General features: G+C 68.9%; 18 protein-coding genes. 7 read left to right on the top strand and 11 right to left on the bottom strand.

Translation table 11 applies throughout. The annotated features are described in order from the left end of the window. The first annotated feature begins 96 nt into the window (after positions 1–96). From BST28_RS16420 to mnhG, 6 genes are read left to right on the top strand one after another with little or no spacing between them, the layout of a single operon-like run. Positions 97–3,000, top strand: coding sequence for a Na+/H+ antiporter subunit A (locus BST28_RS16420; protein ID WP_029249114.1), 2,904 nt, complete (start codon positions 97–99; stop codon positions 2,998–3,000). Beyond that, the gene (locus BST28_RS16415; protein WP_019736604.1) at positions 2,997–3,446 is read left to right on the top strand and encodes a Na(+)/H(+) antiporter subunit C; all 450 of its coding nucleotides are present in this window, start codon (positions 2,997–2,999) and stop codon (positions 3,444–3,446) included. Before BST28_RS16420 ends, BST28_RS16415 begins: the two co-directional genes overlap by 4 nt. Then, the gene (locus BST28_RS16410; protein ID WP_083081913.1) at positions 3,443–5,038 is read left to right on the top strand and encodes a Na+/H+ antiporter subunit D; all 1,596 of its coding nucleotides are present in this window, start codon (positions 3,443–3,445) and stop codon (positions 5,036–5,038) included. The genes BST28_RS16415 and BST28_RS16410 overlap by 4 nt, the downstream gene beginning before the upstream one ends. Further along, positions 5,035–5,562 carry a Na+/H+ antiporter subunit E gene (locus tag BST28_RS16405; protein WP_029249115.1) on the top strand — a complete coding sequence of 176 codons (528 nt, stop codon included), beginning with the start codon at positions 5,035–5,037 and terminating at the stop codon, positions 5,560–5,562. The genes BST28_RS16410 and BST28_RS16405 overlap by 4 nt, the downstream gene beginning before the upstream one ends. Then, on the top strand, positions 5,559–5,840 hold the full coding sequence (locus BST28_RS16400) for a monovalent cation/H+ antiporter complex subunit F (RefSeq protein ID WP_019736607.1): 282 nt from the start codon (positions 5,559–5,561) through the stop codon (positions 5,838–5,840). The genes BST28_RS16405 and BST28_RS16400 overlap by 4 nt, the downstream gene beginning before the upstream one ends. Continuing rightward, positions 5,837–6,184: a monovalent cation/H(+) antiporter subunit G gene (gene mnhG / locus BST28_RS16395; protein ID WP_083081911.1), complete on the top strand. Its 348-nt coding sequence runs from the start codon at positions 5,837–5,839 to the stop codon at positions 6,182–6,184. Before BST28_RS16400 ends, mnhG begins: the two co-directional genes overlap by 4 nt. Here mnhG and BST28_RS16390 read toward each other — a convergent pair. The 4 genes from BST28_RS16390 to BST28_RS16375 form a co-directional block, all read right to left on the bottom strand. Further along, positions 6,169–6,786, bottom strand: coding sequence for a class I SAM-dependent methyltransferase (locus BST28_RS16390; protein ID WP_019736609.1), 618 nt, complete (start codon positions 6,784–6,786; stop codon positions 6,169–6,171). The two genes, mnhG and BST28_RS16390, sit on opposite strands and share 16 nt — an antisense overlap. A 108-nt stretch (positions 6,787–6,894) precedes the next feature. Continuing rightward, the gene (locus BST28_RS16385; RefSeq protein ID WP_065286915.1) at positions 6,895–7,236 is read right to left on the bottom strand and encodes a hypothetical protein; all 342 of its coding nucleotides are present in this window, start codon (positions 7,234–7,236) and stop codon (positions 6,895–6,897) included. Between the two features lie 53 nt (positions 7,237–7,289). Beyond that, the gene (locus BST28_RS16380) at positions 7,290–7,607 is read right to left on the bottom strand and encodes a DUF2563 family protein (RefSeq protein ID WP_083081909.1); all 318 of its coding nucleotides are present in this window, start codon (positions 7,605–7,607) and stop codon (positions 7,290–7,292) included. A 77-nt stretch (positions 7,608–7,684) separates the two neighbouring features. Further along, a complete protein-coding gene (locus tag BST28_RS16375; RefSeq protein ID WP_083081906.1) occupies positions 7,685–8,599 on the bottom strand; it encodes an oxygenase MpaB family protein in 915 nt (304 codons plus the stop codon). Between the two features lie 75 nt (positions 8,600–8,674). On the opposite strand from BST28_RS16375, the gene BST28_RS16370 reads away from it, so the two are divergent. After that, the gene (locus BST28_RS16370) at positions 8,675–9,307 is read left to right on the top strand and encodes a TetR/AcrR family transcriptional regulator (RefSeq protein ID WP_083081904.1); all 633 of its coding nucleotides are present in this window, start codon (positions 8,675–8,677) and stop codon (positions 9,305–9,307) included. 9 nt (positions 9,308–9,316) lie between these two features. On the opposite strand, the gene BST28_RS16365 is transcribed toward BST28_RS16370, so the two are convergent. From BST28_RS16365 to BST28_RS16335, 7 genes are read right to left on the bottom strand one after another with little or no spacing between them, the layout of a single operon-like run. Further along, a complete protein-coding gene (locus BST28_RS16365; RefSeq protein WP_029249116.1) occupies positions 9,317–9,916 on the bottom strand; it encodes a DUF1707 SHOCT-like domain-containing protein in 600 nt (199 codons plus the stop codon). A gap of 56 nt (positions 9,917–9,972) precedes the next feature. Then, positions 9,973–10,770, bottom strand: coding sequence for an enoyl-CoA hydratase family protein (locus BST28_RS16360; protein WP_083081901.1), 798 nt, complete (start codon positions 10,768–10,770; stop codon positions 9,973–9,975). Continuing rightward, on the bottom strand, positions 10,770–11,948 hold the full coding sequence (locus BST28_RS16355) for an acyl-CoA dehydrogenase family protein (protein ID WP_083081899.1): 1,179 nt from the start codon (positions 11,946–11,948) through the stop codon (positions 10,770–10,772). Before BST28_RS16355 ends, BST28_RS16360 begins: the two co-directional genes overlap by 1 nt. Beyond that, positions 11,945–13,936 (bottom strand): acetyl/propionyl/methylcrotonyl-CoA carboxylase subunit alpha, encoded by a 1,992-nt coding sequence (locus tag BST28_RS16350; protein WP_065286920.1) that lies wholly within the window; start codon positions 13,934–13,936, stop codon positions 11,945–11,947. Before BST28_RS16350 ends, BST28_RS16355 begins: the two co-directional genes overlap by 4 nt. Positions 13,937–13,943: 7 nt before the next feature. Beyond that, positions 13,944–15,539, bottom strand: coding sequence for an acyl-CoA carboxylase subunit beta (locus BST28_RS16345; RefSeq protein ID WP_019736617.1), 1,596 nt, complete (start codon positions 15,537–15,539; stop codon positions 13,944–13,946). Further along, the gene (locus tag BST28_RS16340) at positions 15,536–16,684 is read right to left on the bottom strand and encodes an acyl-CoA dehydrogenase family protein (protein ID WP_065286921.1); all 1,149 of its coding nucleotides are present in this window, start codon (positions 16,682–16,684) and stop codon (positions 15,536–15,538) included. Before BST28_RS16340 ends, BST28_RS16345 begins: the two co-directional genes overlap by 4 nt. Further along, on the bottom strand, positions 16,681–18,396 hold the full coding sequence (locus BST28_RS16335) for an acyclic terpene utilization AtuA family protein (RefSeq protein WP_109510808.1): 1,716 nt from the start codon (positions 18,394–18,396) through the stop codon (positions 16,681–16,683). The genes BST28_RS16340 and BST28_RS16335 overlap by 4 nt, the downstream gene beginning before the upstream one ends. Positions 18,397–18,513: the final 117 nt, after the last annotated feature.

Raw genomic sequence — 18,513 nt, 5'->3', positions numbered from 1 at the left:
CGACCGGATGTGGAGCTGCCCGGCGCCGCCCGCGTACCCGATGTGTTGTGCCGGAACTGATTCCATTTTTTGGATCAATTTGCCCTGTGGAGCGTGATGCTAGCGATACTGCTTGCCCATACCGTCGGCGCGGCCGTAGCACCCCTACTGGTGCGCAGATGGGGCCGAGCAGCGTTCTACCCGCTGGGGGCAATACCGCTGGTGTCGCTGGGGTGGGTGGCGGCGAACTGGCCGAGCGGCCCGGCCGACGACCGCCGGACGGTGGTGTCGTGGGTGCCGGGGTTGTCGATGGACATCGCGCTGCGCTTCGACACGCTGGCCGCGATCATGAGCGTGCTGGCGCTGGGTATCGGCGCGCTGGTGCTGTTCTACTGCGCCGGCTACTTCCGTCCGGTCGATCCGGACGCCGCCACCGACCCGCGGATGCCCGGATTCGCCGCGAAGATGGTCGGGTTCGCCGGCTCCATGTTCGGCCTGATGGTGGCCGACAACATGCTGGTCCTCTACGTGTTTTGGGAACTGACCACCGTGCTGTCGTTCCTGCTGGTGGGGCACTACGCCGAACGCTCGATCAACCGTCGCGCCGCCATCCAGGCGCTGGTGGTGACCACCGCCGGCGGGCTGGCGATGCTGGTGGGGTTCATCGCGCTGGGCAACGCCGCCGGCAGCTACCTGGTCTCGGATCTTGTCGCCGATCCGCCGTCGGGCACCGTGGTCACCGTTGCCCTGCTGCTGGTGCTGGTCGGCGCGCTGAGCAAGTCGGCGATCGTGCCGCTGCACTTCTGGTTGCCCGGCGCGATGGCGGCGCCCACACCGGTCAGCGCCTACCTGCACGCCGCGGCGATGGTCAAGGCCGGGATCTACCTGGTGGCGCGGTTGACCCCGGGCTTCGCCGACTCGCCGGGGTGGCGTCCGACGGTGGTGGTGCTGGGCCTGGCCACCGCCCTGTTGGCCGGGTGGCGCGCCGTCCGCGAATACGACCTGAAGCTGCTGCTGGCCTACAGCACCGTGAGCCAGCTGGGGCTGATGATCATGCTCGTCGGCGCCGGCAGCGGCGATCTGATGCTGGCCGGACTGACCGCCATGTGTGCGCACGCCGGGGCCAAGGCCACCCTGTTCATGGTGGTCGGCATCATCGACCACGCCACCGGCACCCGGGATCTGCGTGAGCTGGCCGGTCTGGGACGGCGCAGCCCGTGGCTGTTCGTGATCGCCGCCGCGGGCGCGGCCAGCATGGCCGGTGTGCCACCGTTCGTCGGCTTCATCGCCAAGGAAACGATCTTCGGCGCCGAGGCAAACGCACCGGTGCTGGGGGCCGCCGGCCCGTACGCGCTGGCGGCTGCGGTCCTGGCGTCGACCTTCACGGTGATCTACAGCGTCAGGTTCGTCTGGGGTGGTTTTGCGGCCAAGGGCAAAGCCGTGCCGAGCGCCGCGGTCGCCGGCATGCACCGGCCGAGCGCGGCGTTCATGGCGCCCCCGGCGGTGCTGGCCGGCATCAGCCTGCTCCTCGGGTTGTACGCCCTGGTGCTCGACACCGTGTTGCACGGCTACGCCGACACCATGCCCGACGGCACCGGGTATCACCTGGCGCTGTGGCACGGCATGGGGCTGCCGGTGTTCCTGTCGGCGTTGGTGCTGGCGGTGGGTACCGGGTTGTTCGTCGCGCGCGGCCCGCTGCAGCTGAGCCGGCTGCGCCGCCTGCCGCTGGGCAAGGCCGACCAGCTCTATGACACCTCCCTGCGCCTGCTCGACGTGGCGGCGGTGCGGCTGACCGGTTTCACCCAGCGCGGCTCGCTGCCGTTCAACCAGGCGATGATCTTCGCCACGCTGGTGCTGTTGCCGCTGGGGGCGCTGATGCTCGGTGCCCGCGACCGGGTGGATCTGCAGTTGTGGGACACCCCGCTGCAGCTGACCGTCGCGGTGTTGGTCGTCGCCGGCGGGGTCGGGGCCACCCTGGCGCGCAACAGGCTGTCGGCGGTGCTGCTGGTGGGGGTGACCGGTTACGGCTGCGCCGTGGCGTTCGCCTTCCACGGCGCGCCCGACCTGGCGCTGACCCAGTTGTTGGTGGAGACCGTGACCCTGGTGATCTTCGTGCTGGTGTTGCGCACGTTGCCGGCGGAGTCGGAACGGCCCACGATGGCGCTGAGCCGCGGGCCCCGTGCCCTGCTCGCGCTGGCGGTCGGCGCCAGCGTCGCGGTGCTGGCGGCCTTCGCGATGGCCGCCCGCAGTGGCCCGACGGTCTCCGAGGCGCTGCCGGAAGCCGCCTACGTGCGGGGACACGGCGCCAACATCGTCAACGTGATTCTGGTCGACGTCCGGGCCTGGGACACCCTCGGCGAGATCTCGGTGCTGCTGGTGGCGGCGACCGGGGTGGCTTCGATGGTGTTCCGCACCCGTCGGTACGGCCGGGCGCCGCGCATCGCCGATGCCGATGCCCAACGAAAGCCCCCGGGCCGAATATCCCCGGCCACCCCGTACAGTCCGGCGATCGGCTCCACCACCTGGCTGCGCGGCAGCGCGTACCACGATCCCAATCAGCGATCCCTGGTGTTGGAGGTCGCCACGCGCGGGATCTTCCCGGTGATCATGGTGGTCTCGGTGTACTTCCTGTTCGCCGGGCACAACAACCCCGGAGGCGGCTTCGCCGGTGGCCTGGCCGCCGGGCTCGGCCTGGCGTTGCGCTATATCGCCGGCGGGCGATACGAACTCGGTGAGACGCTCCCGCTGGACTCCGGCAAGATCCTCGGCGTCGGCCTGAGCCTGGTCGGCGGCACGGCACTGGGCTCGTTGCTGCTGGGGGCGCCGGTGCTGTCCTCGGCGATGATCTCGTTCAGCCTGCCGGTGCTGGGCCAGGTCCACCTGGTCACCGGGTTGTTCTTCGACTGCGGCGTGTACCTGGTGGTGGTCGGCATGGTGCTCGACGTCCTGCGCAGCCTGGGGGTGCGGTTGGATCAGGAACTGGAATCGCAGGCCGCCCAACCATTGGCGGGTGTGCCGTGACCGCGCATCTGATTCCGCTCCTTATGGCCGCCGGGCTCACCGCCTGCGGGGTGTACATGCTGCTGGAACGCAACCTCACCCGCTCGCTGTTGGGTCTGATGATGATCGGCAACGCCATCAATCTGCTGATCATCGACGTCTCCGGCCCGGGCGGCAGCCCACCGATCTACAACAGCACCGAGGGAATGGAGACCGATGCCGACCCGCTGGCGCAGGCCATGGTGCTGACCGCGATCGTCATCACCATGGGCGTCGGCGCCTTCGTGCTGGCCCTGACCTACCGCTCCCATCACCTGACCACCACCGACGACATCAGCGATGACACCGAGGCGACCCGGGTCTCGAAGCTGTCCGACGAGGAGATCATCGCCGCCGCCGTGCAGGATCCGGGGGTGCCGGTGGAGGCCGGTGAGCTTGACGCCGTGACCAGTGAGGAGCCGGTGTGAACCCCGCTGTCCTGATCCCGCTGCCGGTGCTGCTGCCCACCCTGGGTGCCGCGGTGACGCTGATCGTCGGCCGGCGTCCGCGGCTGCAGCGACCCATCACCATCGGGGTGCTGTGCGCGGTGGCCGCGGTCAGCGTCGCGTTGCTGTACCTGACCGACCGGGACGGCACGCTGGTGCTGCACGTCGGCGGCTGGGGCCCCACCCAGGACAACCTCGGCCCGCTGGGCATCACGTTGGTGGTCGACCGGCTGACGGCGCTGATGCTGGTGGTGTCGGCGATCGTGCTGCTGGCGGTGATGGTCTACGCGATCGGCCAGGGTGTCCGCGACGGTGATGACCGGCAGCCGGTGTCGATCTTTCTACCCACCTATCTGACCCTGGCCACCGGCGTCTCGCTGGCGTTCCTGGCGGGCGACCTGTTCAACCTGTTCGTCGGGTTCGAGATGCTGTTGGCGGCCAGCTTCGTGCTGCTGACCATCGGCGCCAGCGCTGAACGTATCCGGGCCGGGGTCGGCTACGTGATGGTCTCGATGGCGTCGTCGCTGATCTTCCTGCTCGGTATCGCCCTGGTCTACGGCGCCACCGGCACACTGAACCTGGCCGAGCTCGCCACCCGCACCGGTGGCCTGCCGGCCGGCACCCGCAGTGCGATATTCGCGGTGTTGCTGGTGGCGTTCGGCATCAAGGCCGCGGTGTTCCCGCTGTCGGCGTGGCTACCCGACGCCTATCCCACCGCGCCCGCGCCGATCACCGCGGTATTCGCCGGGATTCTGACCAAAGTCGGTGTGTACGCGATCATCCGGGCGCATTCGCTGCTGTTTCCCGACGGCGGGCTGGACTCGGTGCTGTTGGTGGCCGCGCTGCTGACCATGCTGGTCGGCATCTTCGGCGCCGTCGCGCAGAGTGACATCAAGCGGCTGTTGTCGTTCACCTTGGTCAGTCATATCGGCTTCATGGTGTTCGGGGTGGCGCTGTCCAGTCGGTTGGGCATGACCGGCGCCATCTTCTACGTCATGCACCACATCATCGTGATGACCACGTTGTTCCTGGCCGCCGGACTGATCGAACGCCAGGGCGGCGCGTCGTCGTTGCAGCGTCTCGGCGGTCTTGCCGCCAACCCGCTGCTCGCGTTCGTGTTCCTGGTCCCGGCGTTCAATCTCGGTGGTATCCCGCCGTTTTCGGGCTTCATCGGTAAGACGGCCGTGTTGCAGGCGGGCGCCAGCGACGGTTCGGTGCTGGCGTGGTGTCTGGTCGGCGGCGCGGTGGTGACCAGTCTGCTGACGCTGTACGCGCTGGCGCGGGTGTGGGCCAGGGCGTTCTGGCGCCGCCGGGTGGATGCCCCCGAAGGGGCGTTGGTGCGCGCCACGCCGCCGGTGCTGCTCGACGACGTCACCGATGTCGCCTACGAGGAGCGCGTCGACGTCGGCCGGATGCCGACCTGGATGCTGGTCCCCACCCTGGCGCTGATCGCGCTCGGCCTGGGCTTGACCGTGGCAGCCGGTCCGGTCTTCGCCTACAGCGAGCGCGCCGCCGCGGAGGTGCTCGACCGGGGCGAATACATCTCGGCGGTGCTGTCGGGAGGTGCCCCGTGAGAGTGATCGCGCTGCGGGTGTTCGCGGTGTCCGCCCTGGCGACCATCTGGGTGCTGCTGTGGGGCCGCGTCACCATCGCCAACATCGTCATGGGGGTGGTGGTGGCGTCGCTGCTGCTGGTGTTGCTGCCGTTGCCGCCGGTGCCGGTGCAGGGCCGGGTGCATCCGGTCGCGGTGCTGAAACTGTCGGGCCTGTTCGCCTGGTATCTGCTGGTCTCGAGTATTCAACTGATGTGGTTGGCGATCAAACCCGGGCCGACACCGCAGACCGGGGTGCTGCGGGTGCCGGTGAACCTCAAATCCGATCTGGTGCTGGTGTTGGCGTCCAGCATCACCACGCTGATCCCGGGTTCGATCGTTCTGGAGATCGACCAGGTGCGCCGGATTCTCTACTGCCACGTGATCGACGTCGGGTCCGCGCGCTCGGTCGAGCGGTTCTATCAACAGGTCGCCCAGGTGGAGCGACTGCTGGTGGCCGCCTTCGAACGCGACGATGAGTGGCTGCCCGCAGGGGAGAACGCATGAACGTGATCTGGGCGACCGCGGGCGCGCTGCTGGGCGTCGCCGCCGTCATCACCATGTACCGGCTACTGGCCGGCCCCAGCACCCTGGACCGGCTGGTGGCGCTGGACACCCTGGCCGCGATGACCATGTGTGGCATCGGCACCTGGGCCGCGGCCAGCCGGGACACCACCGCGACCTACAGCCTGGCGGCGCTGGCGCTGGTGGGCTTCATCGGATCGGTGAGCGTCGCCCGGTTCCGGGTGCCCGACGAACCCGCGGACCCGGGGAGGCAGCCATGATCGTGTTCGACGTGATCGCCGGGGTGCTGGTGTTGGCCGGGGCGGTGCTGGCGCTGACCGCGGCGATCGGGGTGGTGCGGTTCGGCGACACCTTGGCCCGGATGCATTCGGCCACCAAACCGCAGGTGTTGGGTTTGTTGCTGGTGCTCGTCGGTGCGTTGTTCCGGCTGCGCGGCAGTCACGACGCCGGCATGGTGACGGTGAGCATCATCTTCATGCTGCTCACCGCGCCGGTGGTCGCGCACCGGGTGGCCCGGTTGGCCTACCAGGAGCAGGACATGAGCGACGTGCTCGTCGTCGACGAACTGGGCGAACTGAGCCCGGAGGATCAGCTGCCGGGCTGAGCCGGGCGCAGCACGGCGACCAGGAAGTCGGAATCGTCGGTGAAGGGTCTCAGGTCCCAGGTGCCCAGCAGGAGATCGGTGGCGAAGCCGACGGCCGCAGCGTCCTGGAAAAACTGGTCGAACTCGTAGTCCCGGTCGGCGCCGAACCCGATCACCGTCCGTCCGTCGGCGGCGCAGTGGTTGCGCAGCCGACGCAGGATCTCGACACGGGTGCTCGGGGCGACGAACGTCATGACGTTGCCGGCCGACACGATCACGTCGAACGGTTCGGCGATGCCGCGGGCGGGCAGGTCGAGTTCGGCCAGGTCGGCGACGAGATAGCGCGGCCCGGGATGATCGTGCTCGGCCGCCTCGATCAGCTCCGGGTCCACGTCGACACCGACCACGTCGTGGCCGGCGGCTGCCAGCAGGCCGGCCACCCGGCCGGGGCCGCAGCCCGCGTCGAGGATGCGGGCACCACGCGAGGCCATCGCGTCGATGAAGCGCGCTTCACCACCCAAATCCTTACCGGCGCGGGCCATTTCGCGGAACCGTTCGATGTACCACTGCGAATGCCCGGGATCGGCGGCGACTTTCTGCATCCAGAGGCTCTGCTCGACCATGGGTGCATTGTTGCAGGGCACGTCACTTGGCTGGCAGGTGGACTTCCAGGCAAGCAAGGATGGCCGGGAGTCTGGTCGGCGGCTTCCGCGACCGGTCGCATCGGTGCGTCAAGAACGAGAACCAGGCCAGCGCCCGATCGGCCAGCGCTTGCGGACGAAGACGGCGCCGAAGCATAGGTAGGCGAAGAATGCCCCGCCAACGACTGCGCCGACCAGATCCGATGCCTCAGGATTCTTCACCGAGCCGTAGAGGGCGACGGCGAACAACGCGGCGCACACCGTCGGACCGATGACCCAAAACAGCCACTTCGACCTCGTGTCCTTGCGGGGGTCCACCGGGATTGCGATGGCAAGCGCGACCACAGCGGCGAGGAAGATAATGCGCTCTGCGTTGCTGATGGTGGTCGTTCTCCTTTGCCTGCCGCGTCTCAGCCCAACAGGCTGCGCCAAACACTGTGTGACACATCCGAAATCTCTTCGGGGCTACTGCAGGGCAGGACGGGTCACTGCCCGGTGCCGGGCCCGGTGATGTCTCGCAGCAGCTCGGCGTTGTGGTTGTCCATGCGCGTGAAAGCGGTGGCCGCGGTGCGCACGTTTTGGGCGATGCCGGTGAGGTTCTGGTGGTGGTTCCGCAGGGCATCGCGGTGACCGTCTTTGGCGGTGCCCAGCGCGGCGTGGAAACTGTGGGCGGCATCGAAGTCACCGAAAATGCCGGTGGTCACCCCGGCCAGCCCGAGTCGCTGCGCCCCGGTGTCGGCGTGCTGCCCGGCGTCATCGGAGACGTTGGCTCCGATGCGCAACACATGCGGATTGACGTGCATCACCGTTACCTTCCCTCGCCGGGTCGCGTTCAAAGACTACCCAGCGATGCGGATGGGTCAATTCACCTCGACGGCCGCTACACCAGCGGACGGCCGGAGCGAATGCGCCGCTCCAGATCCCACATGATCAGGTTGAACGGGAACGCGCGGAGGAACGGGGGCAGCAGGGTATTGACCCCGCGAAGCAGGCGCATCAACCGGTCGAACCGGCGTTGCCTGGCCGCGTCCCACGGCAGCTGCATCTCGTCGCGGAAGCGCTGCGGCAGGAAACCGGTGGTGATCAACAGGGCGAGCCGTTCGTTCGCCCGCTGCAGGGGTCCCGGCAGGGTCAGGCCGCGCAGCCGGCTGGCCGCGATCGGTTGCAGGTAGGCGCGGACGGCGTCGTCGATGTGCACCTTGTCCAGTTGCTCCTGCCAGTACCGGTCAAAGGCGGCCCGGTCCGCCGGCCACATGTCCTCGGGGACCTGGAGCATGGTGGCCATGGCCTTGCCTTCGTTGTGGTAGTGCCGGTCGGCGTGCTCGTCGTCCATCTCCCCGAGGAAGATGCGGTGGACATCGACATTGCCCTTGTACAGGCACGCGCCCACCCACAGCTGCAGATCGCGGTCGAAGGCGTTGTACTTCACCGGGCTGTCGGCCGTCGAGCGAACCTGCCGGTGGGCGCTGTTCACCGCCTCGCGAAACGCGGTCTTCTGTTCCTCGCTGCCCTGGGTCGCGACGACCAGGTAAGTGAACGTGGTGCGGGCCCGCTTGATCGGGTGCAGGTCGACGCGCCCACTTTCGACGCGGCTCTCCAGCACCCCGTAACCCACCTCGGGTCGCGCGAGCTGCATGATTACGTTGGCCGGACCGGCCAGCAGCGCCACGCCCATCATCATGTTGTCCTTGCAGGTGACCTGCGGCAGCCATGAACGCCGACGAGGTGCAGGTCGTGCGATCGCCGAATCGCTCACCGATCGCTCCACCAGGGGGATCGACTCGCTGACTGTCATGACTGCACCTCGCAATTGTGAGAACAACGGTTTCCTGATATTGCCGAGTCCTGGGCCCGGTGTCAACATGAGGGCATGACTGCCGCCGTGCCGGAGCGCCCCTACCGGGGGGTGCGGGCCGCAGACAGGCTGGCCGAACGCCGGGAACGGCTGCTGGGGGCCGGCCTCGACCTGCTCGGCGCTCAGGAGTTGACCGAGCTGACGGTTCGCGGAGTATGTAGCCGGGCCGGCGTGGCATCGCGCTATTTCTACGAGAGTTTCGCCGACAAGGACGAGTTCGTGGCCGCGGTATTCGACTGGGTCGTCGATGACCTGGCGGCCAGCACCCAGGCCGCCGTGGCCGCGGCGCCCTACGCCGAACAGACCCGCGCGGGAATGGCCCACCTTGTGGCGGCCATCGCCGGGGACGCCCGCGTCGGCAGGATCCTCTTCAGTCCCCGGCTGTCCAACGCACTGCTGGTGCGCAAACGGGCAGAATCCAGTGCGCTGTTCGCGATGCTGTCGGGACGCCACGTGCAGAACGTCCTGCGGGTGCCGGGCAATGACCGGATAAAGGCGGCCGCGCATTTCGTGGTCGGCGGGGTGGCCCAGACGATCGGCGCCTGGCTGGCCGGGGAGATCCGCCTGGAGCCCGGACAGCTCGTGGACCAGCTGACCGCATTACTGGGCCGACTCGACGACCCGGCACTGTACCGGGAGGGGTCGTGATCCCAGCCGTCAGCCGCGTGACTTGCGCGGCTTGCGCTTGATGCCCACCCCGCCCCACAGCGAGAAACCGCGGATCCGCACGGTCGGCGCGCCCGGGGTACCCCGGCCCTCGACATGCTGGTCGAAGCCGCCCATCACCCCGTGGCCGTGGATGTCGACGTTGACTTCCGGCGGCAGCAGGATGGTCTGCCCACCCATGATGGAGTAGGCGTTGATCACGACGTCGGGAGCGGTGAAGTCCGCGTAGCGCAGGTCGATGACGCCGCCGCCCCACAGCGAGAACGTGGTCAGTCGCTTGGGCACGTTCCACCGTCCGCGCCGCTCGAACGAGCTCAGGATCGCCAGCAGCAGCGTGGAGGGCGCCGGCTTACAGTCGCCACCGCGGTGCGGGCACACCGAGGAACCCGGAAGGTCGGCGCGCAGCCCGTCGAGCTCGTCGTAGGTCTGGGCGGCGTAGGCCTTGGCCAGCCGGTCCTCGTACTCACTCATCGGCAGCCGACCCTGCGCCGCGGCATCGCCGAGCAGCTGCGCCAACTGGATCCGGTCGGTGTCCGCGGCACGCGACGGCACGCCGTGGGTGTCGTGGCTTCGCCGGATTGAGTTTCTCATCGGCTACAGAGCCTACGACGAACCCACCAAGATGCAAGTACGGTTCACCAAAGTGGCTAAACGGCCCAGTTGGGAGGACGTTTTTGCAGGAAAGCCACCATCCCTTCACGAGCCTCCTCGGAAACGAACATCCGTGCCGAGGCCACGCTGAGCCGCTCTGCGTCGCGGTCGAACCCGTCCAGCACCGCAGCGGTCGTCAACGCCTTAGCGGCCGCCAACCCCTGCGGGGAACCGAGCCGCAGGTCGCGCACCAGACCGGCGACGGCCGTTTCGACATCGCCGGCCGAGTCCACGGCCAGCGTGATCAGCCCGATCGCCGCGGCTTCGGCCGCGCCGAACTTCTCCCCGGTCAGGAAGTAGCGGGCGGCCGCCCGGGGGGAAAGTTTGGGCAGCAGCGTCAGCGAGATGATCGACGGAGCCACGCCGATCCGGGCCTCGGTCAGGGCGAACGTGGCGGCCGGTCCGGCGACTGCGATATCGCACGCGCCGACCAGCCCCATGCCGCCGGCCCGCACGTGCCCGTCGACCGCCGCGATCACCGGGCGCGGTGACTCGACGATCGCCCGCAGCAGTGCCGCCATTTCGCGAGCCCGATCCGCGGCGAGCTCTCCGGGACTGGCATCTGGGTCGCCGGTGGCCTCACTCAGGTCCGCGCCGGCGCAGAACGTGTTGCCGGTATGGCCGAGCACGATCACCCGCACGTTCGGGTCGGCGGCCGCATCGCGCAGCCCCGCGTGCAGCTGCGCGACCAACCCGCTCGACAGCGCGTTGCGGTTATGCGGCGAGTCCAGGGTCAGCCGGGCCGAACCGTCGCCGGTGTCTTCCGGCCCGGCATAGGAGACCAGCGTGTTCATCAGTACGACCGGGGCAGGCCCAGCGACGTCTGCGCGACGAAGTTGAGCACCATCTCGCGGCTCACCGGTGCGATCCGGGCCAGCCGGGACGCGGTGACCGCCGCCGCGATGCCGTACTCCTTGGTCAGACCGTTACCGCCGAGCGACTGCACCGCCTGGTCGACCGCCCGGGTCGACGCCTCACCGGCGGCGTACTTGGCCATGTTGGCCGCCTCCGCGGCGCCGAAGTCGTCACCGGCGTCATACAGCGTCGCCGCCTTCTGCATCATCAGCTTGGCCAACTGGATCTCGATGTGGTTCTGAGCCAGCGGGTGCGACAGGCCCTGGTGCGCCCCGATCGGGGTCTTCCACACCTGGCGGGTGGTGACGTAGTCGACGGCCTTGCCGATCGCGAAGCGCCCCATGCCGACCGCGCTGGCCGCACCCATGATGCGCTCCGGGTTCAGGCCCGCGAACAACTGCGCGATGGCGGCTTCCTCGGAGCCCACCAGCGCATCGGCGGGCAGCCGGACGTCGTCGAGGAACACCTGGAACTGACGCTCCGGGCTGATCAGCTCCATCTCGATCGGCGTGTAGTTCAGTCCGGGCGTGTCGGTGGGCACCACGAACAGCGCGGGCCGCAGGTTGCCGGTCTTGGCGTCTTCGCTGCGGCCCACCACCAGCACGGCCTGCGCCTGATCGATGCCGGAGATGAAGGTCTTCTGCCCCTTGATGATCCAATCGGACCCGTCGCGGCGCGCGGTGGTGGTGATCTTGTGCGAGTTCGACCCGGCGTCGGGCTCGGTGATGGCGAACGCCATGGTCAGCGAGCCGTCGGCGATGCCGGGGATCCACCGCTTCTTCTGCTCGTCGGTGCCGAACTTGGAGATGATGGTGCCGTTGATGGCCGGTGAGACCACCATCATCAGCAGTGCGCAGCCGTTGGCGGACATCTCCTCCATGACCAGCGACAGCTCGTACATTCCCGCGCCGCCGCCGCCGTACTCCTCGGGCAGGTTGACGCCGATGAAGCCGAGCTTGCCTGCCTCGCTCCACAATTCGTCGGTGTGCTGACCGGCGCGGGCCTTTTCCAGGTAGTAGTTCTGGCCGTAGTTACGGGCCATCGCCGCGACCGCCTCACGCAGTGCGCGCCGTTCGTCGCTTTCGATGAAGCTGGTGTCGCTCTTGGAATCGGTCACAGTGGATCTCCTTCTGCTGAGGCTTCGGGCTTTTCGACACGGGCCAGCACGGCGCCGACCTCTACCTGATCGCCGGGTTTGACGTTGAGGTGGGTGAGTACCCCGTCGGCCGGGGCGCTGATGGTGTGCTCCATCTTCATGGCTTCCAGCCAGATCAGCGGTTGGCCGGCGCTCACCTGATCGCCGAGGGCGGCACCCAACCGGATCACGTTGCCGGGCATCGGCGCCAGCAGCGATCCCTGTGCGACGGCGGATTCGGGGTCGGGGAATCGCGGCGACGCCACCAGGTGCACGCCGCCGGCGGGGGAGTCGACGTAGATGTCCTGGAAAGCCGAGCCGTAACGGGCCACGGTAAAGGTGCGCGCCACCCCGGCCGCGTCGGCCAGCACCACTTCGTGCGGGGTGTACGAGACCAGGCTGACGTCATCGTTGACGGTCAATCCAGTTCGGGTGAAACGGTATTCGACGCGATGTTCTACACCGTCGTCGTCGACGTAAGTCTTGACCTGGAATCCCGACGCCAGGTTGCGCCAGCCGCCGGGAATGGAGCCGAACGCCTGCGCGGTGGCCCGGTTGTGCGCGGCGTCGGCCAGCGCGGCCGCGACCGCCGAGGTCCGGATGGTCGCCGCGTCGGTCACGGGTGCGGACAGCTCGGACAGGCCGTGGGTGTCGAAGAACGCCGTGTCGGTGTCGCCGTTCAGGAACGCCGGGTGCCGCAGCACGTTGACCAGCAGGTCACGGTTGGTGCGTGGCCCGTGCAGCCGGGCGCGGGTCAGCGCGGTGGCCAGCACGGCGGCCGCCTGTGCGCGGGTGGGCGCATAGCTGATCACCTTGGCCAGCATGGGGTCGTAATGGATCGACACCGTCGAGCCGTCTTCGATGCCGGAGTCCAGCCGGACCCCGGTATGCCGGCACAGGGTGCGGAACCGCGCGGCCACCCCCGGGACGTCGATGGCGTGCACCGGCCCGGCCTGCGGCTGCCAGCCCCGGGCCGGGTCCTCGGCGTACAGTCGCGCCTCGATGGAGTGTCCCTGTGCCGCAGGAGGTTCCGGACCAAGCCGCGCGCCGTCGGCGACGGCCAACTGCAGCTCGACCAGGTCGCAGCCGGTGGTCTCCTCGGTGACGGGGTGCTCGACCTGCAGCCGGGTGTTCATCTCCAGGAAGTAGAACGCGCCCTGCTCGTCGGCGAGGAACTCCACGGTGCCCGCGCCGGTGTAGCCGATGGCGTTCGCTGCCAGGCGCGCGGCCTCGAAGAGCTTGTCGCGCATCCCGGGAATGCGCTCCACCAGCGGCGAGGGGGCCTCTTCGATGACCTTCTGGTGGCGGCGCTGGATCGAGCATTCCCGTTCGCCGACCGCCCAGACCGTGCCGTGCGCATCGGCCATCACCTGAACCTCGATGTGGCGGCCGGTCGGCAGGTACCGCTCGCAGAACACCGTCGGGTCCCCGAACGCCGACTGGGCTTCGCGTTGGGCGGCCGCGACCTCATCGGCCAGCGCCGGCAGTTCGGTGACCACCCGCATACCCCGGCCACCGCCGCCGGCCGACGCCTTGACCAGCACCGGCAGCTGCGCGGCGGTGACGCCTGCCGGGTCGAGCTCTTCCAGGACCGGGACCCCGGCCGCGGCCATCAGCTTCTTGGCCTCGATCTTGGAGCCCATGGAGGTCACCGCGGCCACCGGCGGGCCGATCCAGGTCAACCCGGCGGCCTGGACGGCGGCTGCGAACTCGGCGTTCTCGGAGAGGAATCCGTAGCCGGGATGCACCGCATCGGCGCCGGCGGCGCGGGCCGCGGCGATGATCGCCTCGGCCGACAGGTACGACGTGGTCTCGGGCAGCCGGACCTTCGCATCGGCTTCGGCGACGTGCGGCATGCCGGCGTCGGGATCGGTGTAGACCGCGACCGTGCCCAGGCCCAGCCGGCGGCAGGTGGTGAAGACCCGCCGGGCGATCTCGCCGCGGTTGGCCACCAAAACGTTGCTGATCATGGGGTCCTCACATTCGGAAGACGCCGAAGTTCGACGTCCCCTCGACCGGGCCATTGGCGATGGCGGACAAGCACATTCCCAGCACGGTGCGGGTGTCGCGCGGGTCGATCACCCCGTCGTCGTAGATCCTGCCGGACAAGAACATCGGCAGTGATTCGGCTTCGATCTGGGCTTCGATCGCGGCCCGCAGCGCCGCGTCGGCGGCCTCGTCCACCTGCTGGCCGCGGGCCTCGGCGGCGGCGCGGCTCACGATCGAGATGACCCCGGCCAGCTGCGTCCCGCCCATCACCGCCGCTTTGGCAGACGGCCAGGCGAACAGGAACCGCGGATCGTAGGCCCGCCCGCACATGCCATAGTGCCCGGCGCCGTAGGAAGCGCCGATCAGCAGCGAGATGTGCGGCACCGTCGAGTTCGACACGGCGTTGATCATCATCGAGCCGTGCTTGATCATCCCGCCCTCTTCGTAGGCCTTACCGACCATGTACCCGGTGGTGTTGTGCAGGAACAGCAGTGGGGTATTCGAGCGGTTCGCCAGCTGGATGAACTGGGTGGCCTTCTGCGACTCCTCGCTGAACAGCACCCCGCGGGCGTTGGCCAGAATGCCCACCGGGTAGCCGTGCAGCCGGGCCCAGCCGGTGACCAGTGACGAGCCGTACAGCGCCTTGAACTCGTCGAACTCCGAACCATCGACGATCCGGGCTATCACCTCACGCGGGTCGAACGGGATCCGCAGGTCGGCCGGAACGATGCCGATCAGTTCCTCGGCGTCGTACTTCGGTTCCACCACGGCGATCGGCTTCGGGCCCTTCTTGACCCAGTTGAGCCGGGCCACGATCCGGCGGCCGATGCGCAGCGCATCCAGTTCGTCGTTCGCGAAGTAGTCGCCCAACCCGGAAGTGCGGGAGTGCATCTCGGCGCCACCGAGGGATTCGTCGTCGGATTCCTCGCCGGTGGCCATCTTCACCAGCGGCGGGCCGGCGAGAAACACCTTCGAGCGTTCCTTGATCATCACCACGTGGTCGGACATGCCGGGCACGTACGCCCCACCCGCGGTGGAGTTGCCGAACACCAGCGCGATGGTCGGAATACCCGCGGCCGACAGCCGGGTCAGGTCTCGGAACATCTGACCGCCGGGGATGAACACTTCCTTCTGAGTGGGCAGGTCGGCCCCGCCGGACTCCACCAGGGAGATCACCGGAAGCCGGTTCTCGAAGGCGATCTGGTTGGCCCGCAGGATCTTTCGCAGCGTCCACGGGTTGGAGGTACCGCCTTTGACCGTCGGGTCGTTGGCGACGATCATGCACTCCACGCCTTCGACCGCGCCGATCCCGACCACCGCGCTGGCGCCGACTTGGAATTCGCTGCCCCAGGCGGCCAGCGGACACAGTTCCAGGAACGGCGAGTCGGCGTCGATCAGCAGCTCGATGCGTTCCCGCGCGGTGAGCTTGCCCCGGGCGTGGTGGCGTTCGACGTACTTGGGGCCGCCACCGGCGAGCGCTTTGGCCAGCTCGGCGTCGAGTTCGGCGAGTTTGTCGGTCAGCGCCGCCGCTGCCTCGGTGAACGCGGGGGAGGTGGGGTCCAGGGTGGACTTCAGTGTTGTCACGCTTGGTATCCAAGGCTCTTGGCGGCCAGCGCGGTGAGGATTTCGGTGGTTCCGCCGCCGATCCCGATGATCCGCATGTCGCGGTACTGGCGTTCCACCTCGCATTCGGACATGTAGCCCATGCCGCCGAACAGCTGCACGGCCTGGTTGGCCACCCACTCACCGGCCTCCACCGCGGTGTTCTTGGCGAAGCACACCTCGGCGATCAGGTTGAACTCCCCGGCCAGCTGTCGCTCGACGACGTGGCGGGTGTAGACCCGGGCCACATCGATGCGGCGGGCCATTTCGGCCAGGGTGTTCTGCACCGCCTGCCGCGAGATCAGCGGCCGGCCGAACGTCTCCCGGTCCCGGCACCACGCCAGGGTCAGATCCAGGCAGCGCTGCGCGCTGGCGTAGGCCTGCGCGGCCAGGCCGACCCGCTCGGAGACGAAGGCCCCGGCGATCTGGGCGAAGCCGGTGTTCTCGCCGCCGACCAGGTTCGCGGCCGGGACCCGGGCGTCGACGTAGGACAGTTCGGCGGTGTCCGAGGAGCGCCAGCCCATCTTGTCCAGCTTGCGCGACACCTCGAACCCGGGTGTGTCCTTCTCGACCACCAGCAGCGACACCCCGGCCGCCCCCGGGCCGCCGGTGCGCACCGCGGTGACGACATAGTCGGCGCGCACTGCGGAGGTGATGAAGGTCTTGGAGCCGTTGACCACGTAGTGGTCGCCGTCCAGGCGCGCCGTGGTGCGCAGGTGCCCGACATCCGAGCCGCCGCCGGGCTCGGTGATGGCCAGTGAACCGATCTTCTCGCCGGCCAGCGTCGGGCGGACGAACTCCTCGATCAGCCGGGCATCGCCCGAGGCGATCATGTGCGGCACCGCGATCCCGCAGGTGAACAGCGAGGCGAACACCCCGCCGGGCGCTCCGGCCTGGTGCATCTCCTCGCAGACGATCACCGCGTCGGCGCCGTCGCCGCCACTGCCGCCGGCCTCCTCGGGAAAGCCCGCACCCAACAAGCCGACCTCGGCGGCCTTGCGGTGCAGCTCGCGCGGCAGCTCGCCGGTGCGCTCCCACTCCTCGACGTGCGGTGCGATCTCGCGTTCGACGAAGGCGCGCACCGTCTTGCGCAGCTCTTGGCGCTCGGCGGTAGTCCAGATACTCATGGCTTCCCTTCTGACAACAGCTGCTCGGGTATCTCGAGATGGCGGCTGCGCAGCCACTCGCCTAATCCCTTGGCCTGGGGGTCGAACCGGGCCTGATAGGCCACGCCCTGACCCAGGATGCCCTCGATGACGAAGTTGACCGCGCGCAGCTTCGGCAGCAGGTGCCGGGTGACCGGCAACTCGGCGGTCTCTGGCAGCAGTCGACGCAGGTTCTCCACCGTCAGTTCGTGGGCCAGCCAGCGCCACTGTTCATCGGTGCGCACCCAGACCCCGACATTGGCCGAGCCGCCCTTGTCACCGCTGCGGGCGCCCGCGATCAGCCCCAGCGGCGCCCGGCGGGTGGAGCCGGCCGGCAGCGCCTCGGGCAGCTCCGGCTCGGCGGCGGGAGCGAGTTCCAGGGTCTGGGCGGCAGGCGGAATGTCGACCCGGGTGCCGTCGGCGTGCACGGCGACGTGCGGTACCGCCGCGGCGTCGACATAACCGGGGGTGAACACGCCGTAGACCTGGCCGTCGCCGGGCGGGGCGGTGACGCAGAAGCCGGGGTAGCTGGCCAGTGCGAGCTCGATACCGGCCGCGGAGAACTTGCGGCCCACGTTGGCCGGATCGGGGTCGCGTACCACGCAGTGCAACAGGGCGCTGGCGGTTTCTTCGGTGTCGGCGTCGGGGTGGTCGGTGCGGGCCAGCGTCCACTGGAGCTCGGCCGGGCGGACCGTCATCGCGGCCTCCAGCTGGGTGCGCACCAGTTCGGCCTTGGCCTCGATGTCCAGGCCGGTCAGCACGAACGTGGTGGAGTTGCGGAACCCGCCGATGCTGTTCAGCGATACCTTGCAGGTGGGCGGCGGCGGCTCCCCGGTGACCCCGGAGATGCGCACCCGGTCCGGGCCGTCGGGCGACAGTTCGATGCTGTCCATCCGGGCGGTGACGTCGGGGTTGGCGTAGCGGGCCCCGGTGACTTCGTAGAGCAGCTGGGCGGTGACGGTGTCGACGCTGACCAGCCCGCCGGTGCCGGGATGCTTGGTGATCACCGACGACCCGTCGGCGTGGATCTCGGCGAGCGGGAAGCCGGGATGGAGCAGTTGCTCGGTGGGAATCTCGGTGAAGAAGGCGTAGTTGCCGCCGCTGGCCTGGACACCGCACTCGATGACGTGGCCGGCCACCACCGCGCCGGCGAGCCGGTCGTAGTCGGTGCGACCCCAGCCGAAGTGGGCGGCGGCGGGTCCGACGATCACCGAGGCGTCGGTGACCCGCCCGGTGATCACGACGTCGGCCCCGCCGGCCAGGCACTCGGCGATACCCCAGGCGCCCAGGTAGGCATTGGCGGTCAGCGGCGAACCCAGACCCAGCTCGGCCGCCCGGGGAAGCAGGTCGTCGCCCTCGACGTAGGCCACCCGGGCGGGAACCCCGAGTCGGTCGGCCAGCTCCCGCACCGCCTCGGCCAGGCCGGCCGGGTTGAGTCCGCCGGCGTTGGCCACGATGCGCACGCCCTTGTCCCGGGCGAGTCCCAGACACTGTTCGAGCTGGGTGAGAAAGGTCTTGGCGTAGCCGCGTTCCGGGTGCTTCATCCGGTCGCGCCCCAGGATCAGCATGGTCAGCTCGGCCAGATAGTCACCGGTGAGATAGTCCAGGTCACCGCCGGTGAGCATCTCGTACATCGCGGCGTGCCGGTCGCCGTAGAAGCCCGAGCAGTTGCCGATCCGAACCGGTGCTGTCATCTGCAATCCCATCATTCAACCAACCGGTAGGTTAGCCGTTACCGCTGGTGTCGCGTCAAGGTGGGCGACGCCCGAACTGAGCGGCGCGCTGCGTGAGCGGTCCCGGCTTCGCCGGGT

Source organism: Mycolicibacter kumamotonensis (assembly GCF_002086285.1).
Classification (GTDB): domain Bacteria; phylum Actinomycetota; class Actinomycetes; order Mycobacteriales; family Mycobacteriaceae; genus Mycobacterium; species Mycobacterium kumamotonense.
This window is presented reverse-complemented; position numbering and strand designations above follow the sequence as displayed.